Source organism: Faecalibacterium taiwanense, from assembly GCF_036632915.2.
Classification (GTDB): Bacteria; Bacillota; Clostridia; order Oscillospirales; family Ruminococcaceae; genus Faecalibacterium; species Faecalibacterium taiwanense.
This window is the reverse complement of the sequence record NZ_CP155552.1, coordinates 2,497,580-2,517,268: the sequence shown is the minus strand read 5'-3', so window position 1 is coordinate 2,517,268 and position 19,689 is coordinate 2,497,580. Positions and strand designations below refer to the sequence as shown.

Annotated in this window: 16 protein-coding genes and 3 pseudogenes; 9 read left to right on the top strand and 10 right to left on the bottom strand. The window is 47.0% G+C overall.

Features of this window, described 5'->3' with window-relative positions; translation table 11 throughout:
- Window positions 1–2: 2 nt before the first annotated feature.
- The 8 genes from PXT33_RS12435 to PXT33_RS12400 all read left to right on the top strand — a co-directional run bounded on the left by PXT33_RS12435 (window position 3) and on the right by PXT33_RS12400 (window position 7,108).
- Entirely contained in the window at window positions 3–1,220 is a 1,218-nt protein-coding gene (locus PXT33_RS12435) for a DNA-directed RNA polymerase subunit alpha C-terminal domain-containing protein (protein ID WP_347070345.1), read from the top strand.
- On the top strand, window positions 1,217–2,842 hold the full coding sequence (locus PXT33_RS12430) for a hypothetical protein (protein WP_347070344.1): 1,626 nt from the start codon (window positions 1,217–1,219) through the stop codon (window positions 2,840–2,842). The genes PXT33_RS12435 and PXT33_RS12430 overlap by 4 nt, the downstream gene beginning before the upstream one ends.
- Window positions 2,833–4,881, top strand: a complete 2,049-nt coding sequence (locus PXT33_RS12425; RefSeq protein ID WP_298637538.1) for a DEAD/DEAH box helicase family protein — start codon at window positions 2,833–2,835, stop codon at window positions 4,879–4,881. Before PXT33_RS12430 ends, PXT33_RS12425 begins: the two co-directional genes overlap by 10 nt.
- A complete protein-coding gene (locus PXT33_RS12420) occupies window positions 4,874–5,041 on the top strand; it encodes a hypothetical protein (RefSeq protein ID WP_298637539.1) in 168 nt (55 codons plus the stop codon). Before PXT33_RS12425 ends, PXT33_RS12420 begins: the two co-directional genes overlap by 8 nt.
- The gene (locus tag PXT33_RS12415; RefSeq protein ID WP_347070343.1) at window positions 5,022–5,375 is read left to right on the top strand and encodes an AAA family ATPase; all 354 of its coding nucleotides are present in this window, start codon (window positions 5,022–5,024) and stop codon (window positions 5,373–5,375) included. The genes PXT33_RS12420 and PXT33_RS12415 overlap by 20 nt, the downstream gene beginning before the upstream one ends.
- A complete protein-coding gene (locus PXT33_RS12410) occupies window positions 5,315–6,316 on the top strand; it encodes a hypothetical protein (protein ID WP_347070342.1) in 1,002 nt (333 codons plus the stop codon). The genes PXT33_RS12415 and PXT33_RS12410 overlap by 61 nt, the downstream gene beginning before the upstream one ends.
- A gap of 103 nt (window positions 6,317–6,419) precedes the next feature.
- Entirely contained in the window at window positions 6,420–6,977 is a 558-nt protein-coding gene (locus PXT33_RS12405; RefSeq protein WP_347070341.1) for a hypothetical protein, read from the top strand.
- Window positions 6,968–7,108 (top strand): hypothetical protein, encoded by a 141-nt coding sequence (locus tag PXT33_RS12400; RefSeq protein WP_332376700.1) that lies wholly within the window; start codon window positions 6,968–6,970, stop codon window positions 7,106–7,108. Before PXT33_RS12405 ends, PXT33_RS12400 begins: the two co-directional genes overlap by 10 nt.
- Here the strand turns inward: PXT33_RS12400 and PXT33_RS12395 are convergent.
- Window positions 7,103–10,391 (bottom strand): annotated as a pseudogene (locus PXT33_RS12395) (N-domain protein, SNF2 family); the annotation flags it as partial. The gene PXT33_RS12400 and the pseudogene PXT33_RS12395 sit on opposite strands and share 6 nt — an antisense overlap.
- A gap of 368 nt (window positions 10,392–10,759) precedes the next feature.
- On the bottom strand, window positions 10,760–11,116 hold the full coding sequence (locus PXT33_RS12390) for a TnpV protein (protein ID WP_332376699.1): 357 nt from the start codon (window positions 11,114–11,116) through the stop codon (window positions 10,760–10,762).
- A 1-nt stretch (window position 11,117) separates the two neighbouring features.
- Between PXT33_RS12390 and PXT33_RS12385 the strand changes: the two genes are divergently transcribed.
- The gene (locus tag PXT33_RS12385) at window positions 11,118–11,648 is read left to right on the top strand and encodes a hypothetical protein (protein WP_332376698.1); all 531 of its coding nucleotides are present in this window, start codon (window positions 11,118–11,120) and stop codon (window positions 11,646–11,648) included.
- A gap of 320 nt (window positions 11,649–11,968) precedes the next feature.
- Here the strand turns inward: PXT33_RS12385 and PXT33_RS12380 are convergent, their stop codons facing one another.
- From PXT33_RS12380 to PXT33_RS12335, 8 genes and pseudogenes are all read right to left on the bottom strand, one after another.
- Entirely contained in the window at window positions 11,969–12,358 is a 390-nt protein-coding gene (locus PXT33_RS12380) for a hypothetical protein (protein WP_291018014.1), read from the bottom strand.
- Between the two features lie 214 nt (window positions 12,359–12,572).
- On the bottom strand, window positions 12,573–14,048 hold the full coding sequence (locus PXT33_RS12375) for an AAA family ATPase (protein ID WP_332376697.1): 1,476 nt from the start codon (window positions 14,046–14,048) through the stop codon (window positions 12,573–12,575).
- Between the two features lie 121 nt (window positions 14,049–14,169).
- Window positions 14,170–14,361: pseudogene (locus PXT33_RS12370) on the bottom strand (transposon-transfer assisting family protein); the annotation flags it as partial.
- Complete coding sequence (locus PXT33_RS12365; protein ID WP_291018007.1) at window positions 14,351–15,268, bottom strand: LPD16 domain-containing protein; 918 nt, start codon at window positions 15,266–15,268, stop codon at window positions 14,351–14,353. The gene PXT33_RS12365 and the pseudogene PXT33_RS12370, both read right to left, overlap by 11 nt.
- Window positions 15,268–17,089: pseudogene (locus PXT33_RS14855) on the bottom strand (DNA topoisomerase). The gene PXT33_RS12365 and the pseudogene PXT33_RS14855 overlap by 1 nt, the downstream one beginning before the upstream one ends.
- On the bottom strand, window positions 17,076–18,701 hold the full coding sequence (locus tag PXT33_RS12345; protein WP_242699672.1) for a recombinase family protein: 1,626 nt from the start codon (window positions 18,699–18,701) through the stop codon (window positions 17,076–17,078). The pseudogene PXT33_RS14855 and the gene PXT33_RS12345 overlap by 14 nt, the downstream one beginning before the upstream one ends.
- Window positions 18,702–18,794: 93 nt before the next feature.
- Window positions 18,795–18,977: a hypothetical protein gene (locus PXT33_RS12340; RefSeq protein WP_005945116.1), complete on the bottom strand. Its 183-nt coding sequence runs from the start codon at window positions 18,975–18,977 to the stop codon at window positions 18,795–18,797.
- A gap of 223 nt (window positions 18,978–19,200) precedes the next feature.
- A complete protein-coding gene (locus PXT33_RS12335) occupies window positions 19,201–19,440 on the bottom strand; it encodes a replication initiator protein A (RefSeq protein ID WP_005945119.1) in 240 nt (79 codons plus the stop codon).
- Between the last annotated feature and the right edge of the window lie 249 nt (window positions 19,441–19,689).

Here is a 19,689-nt window from a genome sequence, read left to right as displayed (position 1 = left end):
AGATGAAATACAATAATATGGAACAGTTTACCCCAGAGACAATCGTTGAGTTGTATAAAAAAGGAAAGCCGATTGTGGATATTGCGCATGGCTTGAATATAAGAGGTCGAGAAGTTATTGCAATCCTGAGTCGTCATGGAATAAATGTGCATCAAGTCGAAATGACCTACGGCGAAAAAAACAGTTTAGACCCAGATAATTTTCGCTTGATACAAATAGATACGCCTCGGTTTTCTGTTAGGACTGCAAATTGCCTTAAAAAAATCGGTGTGTTTACAGTAGAAGACTTACTGAATTGTACAGAAAGTGATCTGTGCAATATTAAGGGCTTTGGAAAACTTTCTTTGTCAGAGGTTGATCAGTTCGTTTCTGAATTAAAAAACGGATTTTCTAAGGCGAATGGAAGTAATCTGATGGGCAAAGAATCGGATGCAGCGGATACTAAGTCGCTCAGGTATGATGATAGAAGTGCTTCGGCTTTGAAAAAGGCATATTTTTATCAGTACAGAGATCGAATTTTTAATGGTGATTTTTCCTTTGCGGAAGAAGATGGTTTCCCGGAACAGTACGCTGACAAAGTGAAAATATATGAGGATGGATATAAACTTCTGGATGGTGATATTTTAGAGCAATGCAAAAATAATCCACAAAGTGTAGCTTTAATTATTGGTTGCCTTCTGGATTTCTCAAAAAGACAAAAAAGAAAAGAGGAAATCTATGAGGTTATTGATAGAATTCCTTCGTCCAGAAAAAATAGCTTGGCTAAATATTATATTGTTGCATATACCGACGATAAGGAAACACAGGATATTCTTTGTCGATTCTTTGCAAACTCAACAATTCTGAAAACGCCCGATTTGATAAATGATTTGGATTATAACGATTATGTTATTTTGAAAAGTTTCTTGTCTTGGTGCACATTTGATCTCACCCAAGAAGCTCAGGAGCTTTGGGACGCTTCGTGTCCGAGAGATAATGTCAAGGATGTTCTTCATTTAAGAGCACATGGACGCACATTGGAAGAAATTGGCAGCAAGCATGGCATCACCAGAGAAAGAATTCGCCAGATTGAAAGTAAGGCTGTTAGAATATTCGAGAGAAAGGAAAGTCAGGTACGATTTATTGCTAAAGTTTCAGCAGAAAAAGGTGGAGACCCTGTAATCCATCGTGAGGATATTGAAAAGTATTTTCCTTTACACGCACGAGAATTTTTCTTTTGATGGAAGGTAGCCACAACGGAAATTTCATTTATGACAAGGGATTAGATGTTCTAATTGTAGGAAATAATAGCATCCCTGAAAAGATTTCGACATATATTGAATCGCTTCCTGATGTGTTTACATCAAAAAAGATGGTCAGCTATATTACTGATGCGATAGAGATGGGTCTTCCAGAGGATCTTGTTATTAAAGAAATTGATGGGTTGTACAAATTAACAGGTGAAACATACCATCGTTCTCGTCTGTCGCTGGCTTCGATTTATCGAGACATTCTTTCAGAAAAATACCCAAACGGCTTTTGCACGGGTTCTGCAACAGAAATTAAAACGTTCCGAGATAACATAAAAGAAAAATATGGCGATGTCAACCTTCCTGTGAATGACCATGCATTAGTTGCAGCAGTTTCCCGAATCGGAGTGCTCTGTGGAAAGGGCTGCTATAAATTAAAACAAAAAGAATATATTTCCAAGGAACTTGCAAATCGGATTCACAGCTATATTGAGGAAAGCCAATCTTCGATCTTCCTTATGAATACGCTGTATGAAGTTTTTAAGGAAGATTTGGAAAAAGAGGGAGTCGATAACAAATACTATTTGCAGGGTATCTTACATGAACTCTATGGGGATGAGTTTGTTTTCACACGAGATTATCTGTCCAAAGATGGTGAGGACACTTCTCTGTACCCCACTATCATTGATTTTATTAAAGAAGCAGCTTTTCAGGTTGACCGTGCTCAAATTCAAAAACATTTTCCCGGTGTGCCCGATATTGTGATTCAGTTTGCGATTGAAAGTCCTGAAATCATCAACTGCTTTGGCAAATATATCCATGCCAGTAAACTGCGCATAAGTGAGAGCGAGAGGGAGTATCTGAAACAAAACATTGACGCAATTATTGCTGATGGGGCACAGCATCACATTAAAGAACTCTATAATTTGGTTTCGATCGAACGCCCGGAAATTTTTACAAGAAATGGTGTGTTTTATCCGTTCTCGGCATATAGCTTGATCGAGTATCTTTTCAGAGATGACTATAAGTTCACAAGACCATTTATTGCACAACAGGGAGTGGAAATTACCGGAACATCGGATGTTCTGCGCGAAGAAGTCTACTCACATGAATCCTACGATCTAAAAGAATTGAGTTCTTTTGCAAATGAAAACCATCTTGTAATAAATTCTACATTGGATTTTATTGACAGCTGCAATGATGAATATTTGATGATTAGCGATCAGAAGATGATGAGAATAGTATCTATTGGCGTGGATGAACAGATTGCGCAGCAAGTTGAAAATATTGTTGTCGGTGAGATTGAAGAAACAACACCAATCTATAAGATAATTGGCTTGAGAGAACTTCCTAAAGTTAATGTTCCATGGACGGATTGGCTTGTGTACAGCGTTCTAAAAAAGTGGTCTCACAAAATTGATCTTGCGGCTTCAAATAAACAATTTAGATATGCAATTCCTTTGGCTTCGCCAAAAGGGAAAATGTGTGCAGAATCGTTTGAGTATGCCTATAAAGACCCGGATTATAAAGGAGAAATACCGATTTTTGATATTGACGAGTTGCTTGCGGGAGAGTATGGCGATTCTATTTTGGAGGAAAATCTATGGGATTAAAAAATCTGGACATTAAACGCAGCTATATCAGCTACGGGGATGATAATATTCCAAAAGCGTTTCTTGTTCCAGCGTTGCGGTATGCAAAGTCCTACCAGAGAAGTGTTGGCTTTTTTTCATCCAGTGTGTTTCTCCCCATTATGGATGGAATTGTGTCTCTGTTCCGAAATGGTGGAAAAATTCAGCTGATTGCAAGTCCGCAGTTAAGCGAAGAAGATATTCAGGCAATCAACCTTGGATATGAAAAAAGAGATAAGGTTATAACGGATGCGGCAACGCGCGACTTTATGAGTAGTTTCCAAGAGTTTGATGAGGTGAAGTTACAGTTGTTGGTTGACCTCATCGCTTCAGGCACATTAGACATCAAGATCGCAACATTGACTTCTGTTGGAATTTACCATGATAAACTAGGTATTATAAAAGACTTTGAGGGGAATGCTATCGTCTTTTTCGGCTCAGCCAATTCAAGCATCAATGCCTATCAAAACAACTATGAGAAAATTCGTGTAGTAAAGAGCTGGGACGAAACGGAAAATGATGTAATTGAGGAGGAAGAAAACGAGTTTGAATCCCTTTGGCAAGGGAAAAATCCATATGTTAATGTCCTGAGTTATAGTGAGTCCGCAAAAGAAAATTTGATTACGATTATTCACAACAAAAAAACTGAAGCGGAAGATGCTAAAGATCCTATTAAACTTAGAGATTATCAGGAAGAAGCCATCGCAGCATGGGTTGCAAATGACTACCATGGCTTTTATGTTATGGCAACTGGTACAGGAAAAACTTGGACAGCAATTTTTTCTGCAAAAAAATTATTAGAACAGCACCCTGCGATGGTCGTAATCTGTGCGCCATACAAACATTTGGTTCGCCAATGGGCAGATGACGTAATAAAGGCGTTTCCAGATGCAAAAATTGTTATGGTGTCCTCGGAAAATGCAAAATGGGAAAGTCAACTCTCGGATTTGATAATTCGCAAGAAGTATCAGAAAGACCTACAGATTATTGTTATTTCTACGATTGCATCGTTTAAGATGCAACGTTTTAACAAGACTCTTGGATATTCAAGAGAGCAGAAGCTGCTGATTGTAGACGAAGCACATCGTTTTACAGAGCGACCGGATGCGCTGCATAAACAATTTCAGTATATGCTCGGATTGAGTGCGACACCTTTCAGCGGAAGCTCGGCACAAAAAGGACAAGAACTTATGAAGTTCTTCGGCGGACAGGTGTTTAGTCTTCCGATTGAAAGCGCCTTGGAACGAGGATTTCTGGTTCCATATTATTACTATCCGATTTATGTGAATGCAACAGATTCTGAAGTTGCTCAATTCCGATCGTTCAATCAAAAAATATTATCCTGTTTCAAGAATGGAAGGTGCATTAACCCGGATTTGCTCGTGAAGTCGCTCAGAGGTCGTTTGAGAGTGATTTCTATGTCGAGCGAGAAAATGGAAAACATCGACCGAATTGTTGACCAAATTGATGAGAAAGATCATATAGTGGTTTACTGCGGTGATGGAAAACTCTTTGATAATCAAACAGGTGCTGAACTCCGACACATCCAAGCTATAAAAAAGGTACTGGCTCAACATGAGTACAAGGCAAGTCAATTTACAGCGACTGAAAGCATGGATGACCGTATGGAGTTGGTAGACGCTTTTAATAAGGGAGAAATTACTGCGTTGGCGGCAATTCGCTGTTTGGATGAGGGCATAAATATCCCGTCGATTAAAAGTGCATTGATTTTATCAAGCAATGACGATTATCGTGAGTTCGTGCAACGTAGAGGTCGTATCCTTCGATTGTATAAGAATAAGCAGTATGCAAAAATCTATGATGTCATTGTGTTGCCGCCTAACGATATGAGTACATGGGCGAAAATTGAATTGCGCCGATATAGAGAATATGCACACCTCGCACTGAACTGGAATGAACTTCAGGATGATTTGAACGGTCGATTGATGGAATATGGATTGACTGAGGAAGATGTAAATGCTTATGACTATGAAGATATGGAGGTTGATGTAGATGAATGATCAGGAGGCAGTAGCCCACATGACAGAGTACATAAGGGAATTGGAGCAGACTGCGCTACGAAACAAATTGATTTCTGGGACACAGAGCAAAAGCAGTATTGTAAACTCAATCTTGGGAGAGCTTGAGAAGGTGGTAACAGATGAAGATCAGCAAAATTGAATTTGAAAACTTCAGAAATTTTAAGGATCATGGAGAGATTCGTTGCTCAACAGACGGAAAGGTGACAATCATCTATGGCAGAAACGGTGATGGCAAAACCACCTTGCACCAGCTGTTCCAGTGGGTCTTTTATGGTAAAGTTCATTTCAATAAAACTACCACTGATAGACTTTACAATCATCAGTATGAAAGCAAAGCTGCTCTTGGAGAGGAATTCCCGGTTTTAGGCTGCATTGACTTTGAGCACGAAGGAAAAAGTATTCTGCAAGGCGGATGTATACCTATAAAAAAGGTTTGCAGGAATCTGTTAAGGTTGCGGAAGATTTTTCGGTGAGTGTAGAGGATGAGGATCATAACTGGCGCAGAGTGGATAACCCACGAGATGTTATTGAAAAATTGATTCCCTCTGGACTTTCCGATTATTTCTTTTTTGATGGCGAGAGCATGATTGCCGACCTTCGCGTTAAAGGGAGGGATTCGGCTGATAAGCTGAAGTCGGCACTTTATTCGATGTTTGACCTTGATGTAATTGAAGCAGCTCTAAATGATATTGGTCGAGATGATTTGAAGACAACGGCGTTGGGAAAGCTGTTTTTGAGCAAAGGCACGATTGCAAGTGATAGTGAAACAAAAGCATTGAAAACGGACATTGAAGGGATTCAATCCCAAATTGGACGACTGAAAGATGCACTCGAAAAAGATAATACTCGTAAATCAGAACTTCAGCAGGCTATTCAGAGCGTATCGGAACAGATCGGAAAGCATAAATCAAAGGCAGAATATGAGGCAGAGCGGCGTAAATTGAAACGTCAGAGAGATGTGTTCCTGAGCAATGCCGATGAAAGCAAAAAACAGTTTGGTGATGCGGTAATGGATATGTTTCCTCCGCTGCTGATTTCAAAATCTGTTGATGATGCGAAGAATAAAATCAATCTAAAAATCGCTCAGAATAAGCTCCCTGCCGGTTTGCAGAAAAGGCTCTTACACTATCTCCTATCCAAAAGTACCACAGAGTGCATTTGTGGAAGACCATTAGGAGAGGATGAGCGAAAGCACTTAGAAGGATTTTTGGATATGCTACCTCCGAAATCGTATACCAATCTCTATAATGAGTTTGTTCAAACGGCTAGATTGTGGGGAAAGGGATACGATAAGGGTACTATTGATGCAAAAATCATTGCAGTATCCCATAACAATGCTGAAGCTGAAGCCTGTGAACAGGCAATCCGTCAACTCGACGAGGAAGAAAAAAGAGTGCTGATGTTGAAGACCTGATTGTACAGCGGCAGCAGGCAGAGCAGGAAATCAGAGAACTTGATAAGCGACTTACAGACTATTCAACAAAGATTAAGGCTTGGAATGCGCTTCTGAAGAAAAAATGAACGAATTTGACGAAAAGACAAAGCAAAGTCAGGCTGGAAAGATTGCACAGCGTAGAATTGAAATCTTGAAAACTGTTTCGGAAGGATTTCAGAGTCAGCTGGAGAAGGAGTCTTTGGCCTTTAGCCAAAAACTTGAGATAAATATTCAGGATCTTATCAACCGTATGCTGACAAGCCAGAGAAAAGTATCTGTCACTCCAGAGTTTTCTGTTCGGATTACGGATAGCTACAATGATGAGTCAAAGTCAGAAGGACAGTTTGCGGTCGTTTCGTTTGCATACATTGGCGGCATTCTAAAGATGCTTCAAAGTGAGGGAAGTCTCAAAGGAAAAGAATATCCGTTGGTTTTGGACGGTCCATTCTCGAAACTGGATATGATTCAGCGCCAGAATGTTGTCGATGAACTCCCTCAATTTGCTCCGCAGGTAATCCTGTTTTCCAAGGATGATTTGCAGGAAGTGTTCAGTAAAGAGAGCATCGGCTCTGTATGGACAATCCAGAGCAATGAGGAAAAGAATGTGGCTCATGTAGAGGAGGGATTCTTGTGGAACTGACGAGAGATATTTACCTGCGTGGGGCAGCTTGGGCAACTGCCGTGCAGAACCTCTCTGATATTTTTAGAACACGCACGAATTACAGCTTGTTTATGCTTTCTCTTTCTCTAGGAATTATGTACGACAAGTAACGTATTACCGCCATAAAGCACATGAGCAATGGCATTCCTCTGATGTTCTCGGAGCGTGATTTCAGGGTTCATCCCCACGAAATGAATATGCGAGCCATCGTATTCGCGGGGACGAGTGGAGTTGAATAATTCGTTATACTGCTTCACCAGTGAGATACGCCGCTGGGGGTCTTGCCAAATCCAGTTTGCAAAAGCATCCTTGATTGCCTGTTGTTTCTGCTGGGCGAGGGTGGTCTCGTTTTTGTTCAGCACGCGTTTTGGTTTGCCCTCGGCATCTTCGATTGTGTCATAGATGCGGACATCTTTGAGATTAAGCGTATCTTCCAGAATCTTGTAGGCATTGGCACGGTGCGTTCCGTAGGTTTCCGTGGACATAATATCGCCATGCCCCAATGCGGATTTTCCCTGCACACGCCATTCTGCCGTATACGGAGAGAACCGCACATTCACATCACGGCGCAGATAGTACGGAACCTGAAAGGTCTCCTGCATGAATTTCTGGATAATTTCAGGGGCAAGCCACGTTGCACCCAGCCGCACATCAATTTCGGATGCTTCCAGTTCTTTGGGCTGTGCCTTTTCCAGTGCAGTCACGTTGATTGCAAATTCAGGATTTGTTTCGGCGGCAAGTCGGGCAAAGCGGAGTTTCGCACGGACATCACCGGAAAGATATTCGTCTGCCATCTGCCAGCCCGCTTCCGGGTCAGTCGGGTCTGCACTGGGGTCTTTGAAGATCACGCCTTGCAGTTCGGTGGTGATGCGGTCATACTCGCCGGGAGTGCCGAGCAGTTCTGCCATATAGGGCAAGTCTACTCTGCCATGCTCTCCCATAGATACTGCCAGTGCTTCACTGGGAGTATCCACACTGGTGATAATCCGTTCCGGGCGAATCGTCCTCTTGGAGAACATATCCGCCTTAGATTTCAGCTGTCCCTGCTCGTCCAGATTTTCCAGCGAACAGAGCAGATAATACGAGGAATCCTGCTCAAATAGTCGCCCATTTTTGCGGTCGTTCAACAGACCGTACTTTGCGGTAAAGGCATCGTAGGCCGCGTTCAAACGCTCCTGCGTTGCCTTGATGTCCTCGTCCGGGGAATCCTCCAACTGCTGCTGAATCAGCTCGTTGACGATCTGCCGCAGCTCCACCATACCGGTGACACGCCCTTGGCGGTGCCGGACAGCTCCACCTGCGTCATCACGGAATTTTCCCGGTAGAACACCTCTCCGTCCACCACAGTGTAGGAGAAGTTTTTACATCGGGATCAGCCGGGAGAATGTGCTTCTCATTTTCGGCATCCGCAATATCTGGTGTTTCCACCTCAACTTCGGTGTATTGCCCCTCAATATGCTGCACTGCCTCGGCAAGCTGGTCGGCAAGGTTTGCACCCTCGATGGGGGCAACGGTCAATTCCTCCCGTCCGTACTGGGTGCTTTCTGTGGTCAGCTCGCCCAGCACCATCTCCGGGTGGTCTACGAAATACTGGTTGATGGCAAATCCGTCCTCGGTCTTGCCAAGCTGCACCCATGCAGGCTCAATGTCCGCAGGGCGGTCACGCTTTTGCAAAAAGATAATGTCGCTGACAACATCTGTGCCAGCATTGGCACGGAACGCATTGTTCGGAAGACGGATTGCACCCAGCAGATCAGCACGTTCTGCCATGTGCTTGCGGGCGGTGCTGTCCTTGCTATCCATGGTGTAGCGGCTGGTGACGAACGCCACCACGCCGCCCGGACGCACTTGGTCGATGGCTTTGGCGAAAAAGTAGTTGTGGATGGAAAATCCCAGCTTGTTGTACGCCTTATCGTTGACTTTGTACTGACCAAATGGCACGTTGCCCACCGCCAAATCGTAGAAATCACGGCGGTCGGTGGTCTCAAAGCCCGCCACAGTAATGTCTGCCTGCGGATACAGCTTTTTCGCAATGCGCCCGGTGATGCTGTCCAGTTCCACGCCGTATAAGCGGCTATCCTGCATGGTGTCCGGCAGCATTCCAAAGAAGTTGCCCACACCCATGGACGGCTCCAAAATATTGCCAGACTGGAAACCCATGTGCTCCACGGCATCGTAGATACCACGGATAACGGTGGGGCTGGTGTAGTGGGCGTTCAGGGTGCTGGAACGGGCGGCGGCGTATTCGTCCTCGGAAAGCAGCCCTTTCAGCTCCGCATATTCCTTCGCCCAACTATCTTTGCCGGGGTCAAAAGCATCCGCCAGACCGCCCCAGCCTACATACTGGGAAAGCACCTGCTGTTCCTCGGCGGTGGCACCACGATGCTCCTGTTCCAATTTGAACAGGGTGCGGATGGCTTCAATGTTCCGGGCATACTTCTGCTTTGCGCCGCCCTCGCCCAGATGGTCGTCTGTGATGCGGAAGTTCCCAGCAGGCTCCGGCGCAGGTTCAGCATTCAGGGCTTCATCCAAGGCAGCAGCATCCGGGAAGGTCTGCACCTTTCCGTCCATCACAGCAGAGATGGGCAGTTCGTCCAGTTCCTCATCGGAAAGTTCCGGCTCAACCTGCCGCAGAGCGTCCTCGAATTGACGTTTGTTGATAACTTCGTTATCCCACGACTGCCCGTGTGCACTGGTGTCGATGCGCACATCGGTATCACCGATATAGCCTACTGTTCCTTCAATCGTTCTGGTGGGAAGGTCTACTACAACTTCGTCCCCGACCTTATAGCTGACCTCTTTTTCGGGAACCAGATCAATGGCTGCGGCCTGCTGTTCTTCGTACAGTTCTCTGATGTGCGGAAGATGCTCATTGCGGAAAATGGGCAGTCTGTTTTTCGTCAGCTCCATGTCCTGCAAGCTGACGGATTTGAACGTAAAATTAACGTGTTCCACCCGAAAATCCCGGCCATCCAGCTTGATGATGCTGCCGATTGGCAGATAATCCGCTTCCCGGAGATATTTTGCCTGGTGGTGGGAGCCATCTTCGTTCAAGCCAGCCAGATAGACGTTGTTGCCCGCTGCCCACAGCTTTTTAGATTCTGCTGCCCACTGCTCACTCGGAAAACCAGTTACTTTGACTTTGCCAAGCACATTTTCCTGTGACAGAAAATTGGTGCGCAGAATCCGCTCCACAGCAACGGCATCTTTGTCATAGAACAGATAGTTACCGTTCAGTTCAAAGCCCACGAGGGTGTTGGGATACTGTTCTTTCAGAGCAGTGTACTCTGCGGCAACAGTGCCATCCAGCATCGGAAGCTGACACTCAGCTTCCTGTCTGGCAGTACGCTGTTCCTTCTCCTTGTCGGTGAGGTAGCGGTCGGATTGGATCATCAGGTCGATATACTGTTCCACCTGCGCCCATTTCAGGGTAATTTTCTGGTGGTCGGGGTAGTGGTCAAATTCCAGTCCCTTCCAGTCGTGATTCACAAAACCTCGGCTTCCGTCCAGAAAATCGTGGGAATGCCCACCAATGCCGTACTCCTTTGCCAGTGCTTTGGCACGGAGTTTGCGGTCAGGCTGGGTCTGGTACAGCGCCATAATGCGCTGCTTGCCGCCCGTAAATCCCGAACCGTGCTTACGCAACTCGTTCTCAATTTCAGCCTGCGACAAAACAAAAGCGGAGGGCGTTTTTTCGCTCTCCGCTCGGTCGATGGTTTCAATTTGCTGGGCTTCGGTAGGGATGTTCGCATCCAGAAAACTTAGCTGTAGATCAGCTCCGTCAGCACCAGTTCCTCGGCCTGTGCTTTCAGGCTGTTCATGTGCTGCACCCACGCCATCTGGTTCTGCTCCTTGTCCGGGGCGGGGTCCTGTTTCAGAAGCTGCGCCATGGTCTGCTGCATCCGGCTCTCTGCCGTCTGCTCTACCTCCATCAGGTGCGGATACAGGCTCCCGTTCAGAAGCATCGTGTGGTACAGCACCGAGCGCTGCTGCATCAGATACGTCCGGCGCAGCCTGCCGTACCTGCCCAGCGGCTTCCGGGGCTGGTTCAGGGTCAGGTTCGGGAGCTGGTAGTCCCCGACGGTCGAGTAGGTCACGTTCCTGCTGCTCAAATTCATATTGGCTCCTTTCTGCATTGCGGCGGCGAATGGTGGTTTTTACGGTGCGCTCAATGTTCCGCAGCACCTCCCGGCTCATGTCGCTGACGGCTGCGCCGAGGGCAAAGACGGCATCCGGGGTGGAGAAATTGTAGATTGCCTGAAAATCGTCCTTGTCGAACCACCCGGCAGGCTCAAAGCCGCAGCGTTCCAGCAGCGTGTAGGTGACGCTGATGGCGGCGGCGGACTTGAACTGCATCTCCACTCCGGCTTCATCATAATCCATCAGCAGCGAACCGTCAACGATGGCACGGATGTCTCCACCGTTGTTATCCCAGTAATCAGCGACCAACTTCCCGGCAACATCCGCAAGCTGCTGGCTGACACGCTCTCCGCTGATGCCGTAGGTCTTGCTCAACATTTCCGAAACCGGCTGCTTCAGGTCGTCGTTGTATTGCCACACCTCCGGGTCGCGGGAATTGCGGCGCACCCCGGTGTCGCTTACGTCAAAAACGTAGTGCAGGCGGGGAAATCCGCTGGATTCATCCAGTAGGGCGATGCCCTTGGCACCCCGGCGCACATAGCGGTTCATCCGGTTGTTCCAGATGTCAAAGTCGGCGCAGGCGGTGGCATCCGGGCGCTGGGCGTAGATCATGAGTTGATCTGCAAAGGGGTACTTGTACAGCCGGGATGCGGTGGTCAGATAGTCCGTCCAGCTTTCCCAGTAACGTGTCAGGCCGTTGGCCGTGCGCTGGACAAGGGCGAGATATTCTTCGGTTTTGTTTGGCATTGCGTTCCTCCTTCCGATTTTAGGGTAAAGAAAAAGCGAGCAACCATATAGGTCACTCGCCATGGATTCCATGTAAAGTTATTTTAGTGTTTTGCGGCAATCTTTTCAGCCAGTTCCAGCAGAGTGTCGAATGTCTGCTGTTCTTCGGGCTTTTCAATCAGCTTCGCCAGAAGCACACGGAAAATGTCTGTGCTGTCATGCCCGGTGGCTGCGGAAATCTGGTCGATGAGACTATGCAGCTGTTTGACTGCGGCATCGGACGGCTTGGATTTTGCAAGGAGGTCGGATAGGTAGCTGATGAACGGGTAGGTAGAATCATCGTTGATGATCTCGTTGGTCTCGTTCAAAATTTTCTGGTTGTCCTCTGGGGTCATTTCGCCTTTTTCATCCAAAAGGTCACGAGAAGATGTGCGACCCTTCAGGAAGGTTGCAAAAAGCAGGCGGTCGATGGGAGAGCGTTTTTCGTTGTCCATTGGCTTTCCTCGCTTTCTGTTTTGAATCTGAAATGGTAAAGTAATAATAGTATAACACGAACGGAGTGATGCTATCAAGACCGCATCTTTTAGGGTTTGTAACTTTTTTCTATGTACGCCGCCTGTAGGCGGCAAAAATCAGTTGGCGAAAAACACAGGCTCGGAAGATGCACAGTGACTATCAATCTCAGCTTTTGATTGTACCCTCAGACAGTTAGATGTTTTGGTGTTGGCTCAGCCACGTCTTTATATTGTCAATATAAGAAAGGAACAGTTCATGGCTGCTTGCGTATTTAAAAATTTCTCTGATAATTGTCTCTTGGCTTTCATCCAATCGATCACAAATGTTACTAATCCATTCATGCGAATCATTAACGCCCTGAATCGCTTGAGCAGCTTGATAGATACTATTATCTTGAGGAAATGTTTCCAATATTATTTGATGTAAAAATTTTTCTGGTGGGGTGCTAGTGGGTAAGGAAAATTGATGAATCAACTGAAGTGCTGCCTGACGTTTGTCTTCAGCATCATCTTCTGTCCCACATAATTTTTTCTCAATGTGATCCATCCTTTCGGAATCAGTACAGTATTTATCACCATCAGTGACAATAAGGATGTTTCTAGTATCTCTTTGCTCTATGATAAAGCTTGCGGCAAGGGTGAAAGCGTTTTCGATTGCGCCAAATTTGCAAATCTCAACAAGAAATGTCATTTGCAAGTCTCTAACAATTTCGTGAACAATATCTTTCGCAAGGGAATCTTCCACATATATTTTGACGGGTTTATTACATTCGCCGGACATGTTATAAATCAGTTCTTCACTGAGTCTATCATAAACGAATGAGTTTGCTGATCCTGTGGGGGACGTTACATTTTCAATATATTGTATTCCGATATATTCAGACATAGAAAGAATTTCTAATGAGTGAGTTGTGAATACAATTTGTAATTTCTTCTCAACAGCTATTCTATTGAGTTCTTTAACTAATTTCCGAAAAGCAGATACATGAAGTAGCAAATCAAGTTCATCGACTAAAATTAGTGAATATTTTTCTGCACGAGTGACTTTTTCAAGAATTTTAATTGTGCGCTGCTCACCTGACCCCATGCTAAGTGATGAGTATTTGAGACCATCGCTTAACTCAACGCCCGGAAAATGAGTTCCTTTATAGCAATTGTCCATCAATGCAGTATAATTTTTGTTTAGAATGCCCGCTGCACCTTGAATTGTTTTTCGTGCCACATTGCTGGTTTGGCATTGAGAAACATATGAAATTTTTGTTGTTTGGTTTTTCTTTTCAATATCCGGGAGGCAGGTTTCTATTCCAATATAATATACGTTTCTCTTTGAACGAGTCTGATAACGTGGTGCCCAGCGGTCGAACGCCTTGTAATACTTTTTAGGTGGAAGCAATGTAGGAACACCATCGGTTCCAATAATTTCGTTAACGGCTTCCAATTCACTGCCAGACCATGAAGCATCTGTATTTGGAGTAAAAAATTCAGGAAATATATGATTCTCACCGTTCCCGTCTGGATTGTACAAGCATGCTAATGCATGTATTACAGTTGTTTTTCCGGACCCATTGACGCCCATAATAGCTGTTAGAGGCTTTGAGAATTTGATGGTTACGTTTGACAACCCTTTTAATTTTTTGAAACGGATTTCTTTTAATGTTATTTTATTCATTTCTACAATCATCTCCCACGGGCCTTGATGGAAACAAGGTACAGCAATAAGTATATCATGTTTTCAAGAAATTGGTAGTCCTTATGTACGCCGCCTGCAGGCGGCAAAAGTCAGTCCGGGAAAATTCCAGATTGGAAAACTCCGCATCGGTCAGCAGTTTCAGCTTTTCGATAACGCCCTCGGACAGTTCCCGCAGGGCAGTTTCATCCGGCATCAGGTAGCACTGCATGAGCCGCAGTTCATGGATAAGCCCCAGCCGGGTGCCGGTGTTGTAAAGCATCATCAGCATCAGTTCTTCGTGGTCAAAGTTCATGGACATTCCTCGCTTTCTTACATCCAAAAGGGTTGCATTCCGGGGCATCGCATTTTTCTTTTGCACCAGCCAGTTCTGCCAGCTTTTCCAGTGTGGAAGGACGGTCAGACAGCCCCAGTTCTTCGGCTTCGGCAACCTTGTCCATGATGAGGTCATAGTCTTTCAGCACACGCCGCCCCTTTTCCATGTGGTGCGCTTCAAGGATTTCCTCGCGCACTTCCTGAATCGTCAGTTCGGGAGCATCGGTCTGTCCTCCGTCCATCACGGAAAAGTCACTGTGATACAGGGTATAATCCCAGCCATCCTCGCAACTCTGGATGGCAAGGTAGCCCTTGCCACCCAGTTCCCATGCGCCCTGCTCGTCCTGTGTCTGGATTTCGGGATAGGCGGTCGAACCGCTGCGCTCCATCATCTCGCCGAACTGACAGATGTGATAGACGTTCCCATACTCGCCCAGATCAAAATGATAGTCATCCATATGCTCGACCCGTGCCGTGTAACTGCTGCCATCGGAACGGTCAACCTGAATCACGCCATGATTCGGCACCCGGTAGAGATCATCGTAGTGGCTGTTGATGAGCCGGACATCATCTCTGGGAATCGTGGGGTCATCCCAGATACGCCGCCTGCGGACACCAGACTGCGGGATGGTATCGAGGTGCTGCAAGCTGACCTCCTGAATTGCCTTGCGGATATCGCTGGAAAGCTCAAACAGATACCAGTTCCGGGCGGCGGGAATGGCATTGCGACCATCCGGAGGCAGATTCTGCTTGGAGATCTGCCCAAACTCCTGCGGTTCACCGGTGGCGCAGTTGTAGGTGGCAAAGCCGACCCCTGCGCCATTTTCACGCAGATGCAGAAATTTGTCTCCGTTGATGAGATAGAGGGCTTCCGTTTTCTGATCCATCAGCGGCCACCCTCAAATTCCAGAGAAAACTTGCTGCGGCCATCCGCTTCGGTGGACAGCAGGACGGTAGCATTGTAGGTCTTGCCCTTGGCACTGCGGCAGTCCTTCAGGCGGATGCGACCATCCCGCAGCAGCTTGTCCGCAACATGGGAATCCAGACGCTTTCCCAGACGCTTGAAGAACGCATTGTCCTTCCACAGCACGAAACGGCACTCCCGGTTCTCACAGAAATAGCCCTTTTCGCGCTCCACAACAGACTTGCCGCAGTTCGGGCAGACACCAACGATTTTGTTCTTCATAAGCACATTTGCTCCCTTCATAGCCTCGGTGGTATTGACCAGCGAGGAGATCATATCTTTGATTTCGGTCATAAATTCTTCCAGCTCCATCTCGCCGCGCTCGATGCGCAACAGTTTCGTTTCCCAGTCGGCGGTCATTTCCGGTGACTGGATTTCTTCGGGCATTACGGTGATAAGGGCTTTACCATTGTCGGTTGGCAGCAGCACTTTCGTTTTCCTGTCACCTTTGCGTTCCAGAAAACCTTTCGCCACCAGCTTTTCGATAGTAGCGGCACGGGTCGCTGGGGTTCCGATGCCCTGACGCTCCACACCCTCCGGCATACTGTCCGCACTGGCGGTCTCCATCGAGTGCAGCAGGGTGTCCTCGGTAAAATGCTTCGGTGGGGACGTTTGACCCTCCTTCAGCTCTGCATTGAGGATGCCGCACTCGTTTTCTGCCGCATTGGGCAGGGCGGTGAGTTCCTGTTTCCGGTTCAGGATGTCTGCCAACACCTTGCGCTCCACTGCTTTCCAGCCTTCCTCCAGAATCTCCTTGCCTTTGGCGGTAAATTCCTCCCCGGCACATTCGGTGGTCAGCAGGGTTTCCAGATAACGGAAGGGCTTGCTGACTGCCATCAGCGTCCGGGCGATGATGAGCTTCAGGACGTTCTGCTCCCCTTGGGCAGTGAGTCCAGATCGGCTTGCAGCATACTGCGAGTGGGCAGAATGGCGTGGTGGTCGGTGACTTTTTCCCTGTTGACGGTGCGCCGTGTCCGGGGCACAGCCTCGTCCACATCTTCCGGGGCAATGTCGAGAAAACCTTCCAACTCCTCGGTCAGTTCCTCCAGCATTTCCTCGTCATCGTCGGTGATATAGCAGCTATCAGTTCTGGGATAAGTGGTAAGTTTCTTCTCATACAGGCTCTGCACATAGTCCAGCGTCTGCTGTGCGCTGTACCCCAGCAGGCGGTTAGCATCCCGCTGAAGGGTGGTTAGGTCGTACAGCGGCGGCGGACTCTCGGACTTTTCCTTGCGGGTGATGCGCTGGATCGTTGCTACCATCTCCTTTCGGCAGGCTTCCAGCAGGTTTTCGGCAACGGATTTTTCGGGAATGCGGCGGCTGGATGCCGTGCATCCGCTGGTCAGTTCAAGTTCTACGGTGTAGAACTTTTTCGGCACAAAGGCGGCGATGGCGGCTTCCCGCACTACCGTCATAGCAAGCACCGGGGTCATAACACGCCCCACCGCCAGCGGTTGACCGTACAGACACGAAAAAGCCGGGACGCATTGATACCGACCATCCAGTCGGCACGTTCCCGGCAGAGTGCTGCATTGTACAGCGCATCGTATTCAGTTGACGGTTTGAGGTGGGCGAAGCCCTCCCGGATAGCGTTTTCCTCCATGCTGGACAGCCATAGGCGAGAAGAGGGCTTTTTGCAGCCTGCTTGCTGGTACACCAAGCGGAAGATCAGTTCTCCCTCGCGCCCTGCGTCTGTAGGATAGTTCTCGGAGGTGACTTTTCTGACTTTGTTACTCGATGGCATCCAATGGGCCGATAAAGCGGTAGAAAATCTGGATTTTCTGGACGTATTCGCCATCGACCTTTTCCGCTTTGGATACCAGAATCTTGTCAATCAGCTGATGCAGAATCTTATAGTTCAGTTCGGTGATGCCAGCGTACTTGCTGACTTCATCAATAAAATCCTGAATCTTGTCCAGCTGATCGTGTTCAGCACGGCCTTCCCGCTCGTACTGCTCAATCTTTTCGGTCAGTTCAGCCTGTTCTTTGTCGTAGCGATCTGCAAGCATTTGAAAACGTTTCTCCGGGAGAAGTCCCTTTGATACGTCCTCATAAAGTTTTGCATACAGGTCTTCGATTTCTGCGATTCGTGCTTTACACTGCTTCAAATCCCGTTTGTGCTGCGCCCGGTCAGAGGACACCCGGAGGTGCATCTGATTTGCAATCTTCTTCACAAGGGCTTCCCGATTGCTCACAGCGGCCTTTGCGTGTGCCTGAATGTCCGCAAAGACAGCTTCATGCAGAACACGGGCTTCCAAATTATGCGAGTCACAGGCTTTCGCACCATATTTCCGATAAGTGCTGCAACAATAAAAGGTCTGATCCAGAACACTGTTACGTTTGCGCCTGTGCTCGACCTTGACTAACATCGTTCTGCCGCAGTCTGCACAGCGGACGATGCCTTTGAAGATATTGTCGTAGTCGGTCTTATCGCACATAAAACTACTGGAACGGCTGTAAAGGATTCGCTGCACGTTCTCCCAACGGTCTTGTGGGATGATTGCTTCATGTGTATTCGGAACGATAGCGCGTTCTTCAAACGGAATATAACGCCGCTTTTTGGATTTCATGGACACGGTGGGCTTGGCTTCGTAGATGATGTGTCCGGCGTAGACTGGGCTGTGCAGAACCTGACTGATATAGGCACTGTCCCAATCATACATCTTTTCATCATCAATAAAGCGGCCAAACATCTCTTTCTTGTAGTAACACGGCTTCAAGACTTTTTCATCGTGGAGCCGCTTGGCGATGCGGTGAAGCCCCAGCCCTTCCTCTGCCATTGAATAGATATACTCAACAACGGGGGCGGTGTTCGGGTCGATCACAAGGTGATTGTGGTCGGCAGGGTCTTTCTGGTAGCCAAACGGTGCGCCGCTGGAGATATACTTTCCGCTTTTCTTGCGTGTCCGAAGGGCACTCTTGATTTTTCGGGAAGTGTCTTTGGCGTACATTTCATTGATGATGTTTCGGAACGGGGCAATATCCATCTGAGATTGCTCGTTGGAATCATAACCATCGTTGATTGCAATATAGCGGACACCGTGTTCAGGAAAGAAGATTTCCATATACGTTCCGGTTTCGATGTGGTTGCGTCCAAGTCGGGACTGGTCTTTGGTAATGACTGTTGCCACCTTTCCTTCCCGGATATCATCCAGAAGTTCCTGAAAGGCAGGGCGGTCAGAGTTCGTACCGCTGTAACCATCATCAACATAGTACTGGCAATTCCCGAAACCGTTGCGTGTGGCATACTCCATAAGCATTGACTTTTGAGTGCGGATGCTCAGGCTTTCGCTGTTTGAACCGTCATCTTTTGACAGTCGGCAGTATAAAGCAGTTACTTTTTTGTCCTTTTCCATGTGTACCTCCATAATGGAAAAGAGACCTCATCAATCACATTGTAGCGGATGTTGCGTGACGATGCAAGCCCTTTTCCGCAGTAAAACGTCCAATTAGCCAGCGGCGAGATACGATTCGGCAGTTTTACGAATTTCTTCTTCCACAAGCCGCTGAAAAAGCGTATTCATCGGCACATTGCCGATATAATGGCGTTCCACGATCAGGCGCACGGACTTCGGACTTCTCGGCGCACGTTTGCGTGTGGTGGGCTTCTTCTCAGATTTTTCTTTGTTCAAGGGCAGACCTCCTCATTCATGTGGTGCAAATACGGAAAGGAATGGATGGATTCTATTCGTTTTTCTCTTTTTGTTTTATTACGTTGGTTAGGTGAAAGTTTTCTTCGATACAGTCTTAAAGGCTGCTATACTGCATAGGAAAAATATCTTTTGCAGATGCCATTAAGAATCTGCATCACAGAATCGTGATTTTGGCGGTTCTTGAATCGTGAAAAACGCAGAACTATTCAACATTTGGAATTTTCACAAAGATGTGATTGGGCGAAGAAAACCGCGTTCGTCTGCGCTCAATCAATCCCGCAGCGTCCAATTCCTTAAGCGCACTGGAAACACTGACAGTGCTGCGCCCTAGCTGCTCAGCCAAAGAGCAAATCGTAAAAATGACAAACACGAATCCACGTTCATCTATCCAGAGATTTTTCTGCGAGAGTGTGGCACGGTCGAGTAGCAACACATAAGTCATTTTTGCAGTCTGACTCAGGTCAAGTTCCAAAAGGAAGCATGGGTATGGGAGAAACGGCGGCAGCGGAGTTTGCGTGGTAAGATATTCTGAAATGTTGATCACCTCCAGCTGAAGCAGAAATCAGGAACAAAGAGTATGTAACGAGAATTGGAGGGTTCCAATTCTCCAGTCGCAGAAAAGCACGAAACAAGTGCTCAACTGCGTTAATAAGTTAAGGTCTCCCATATTGGTCCTCGACTTCCCTAGGAG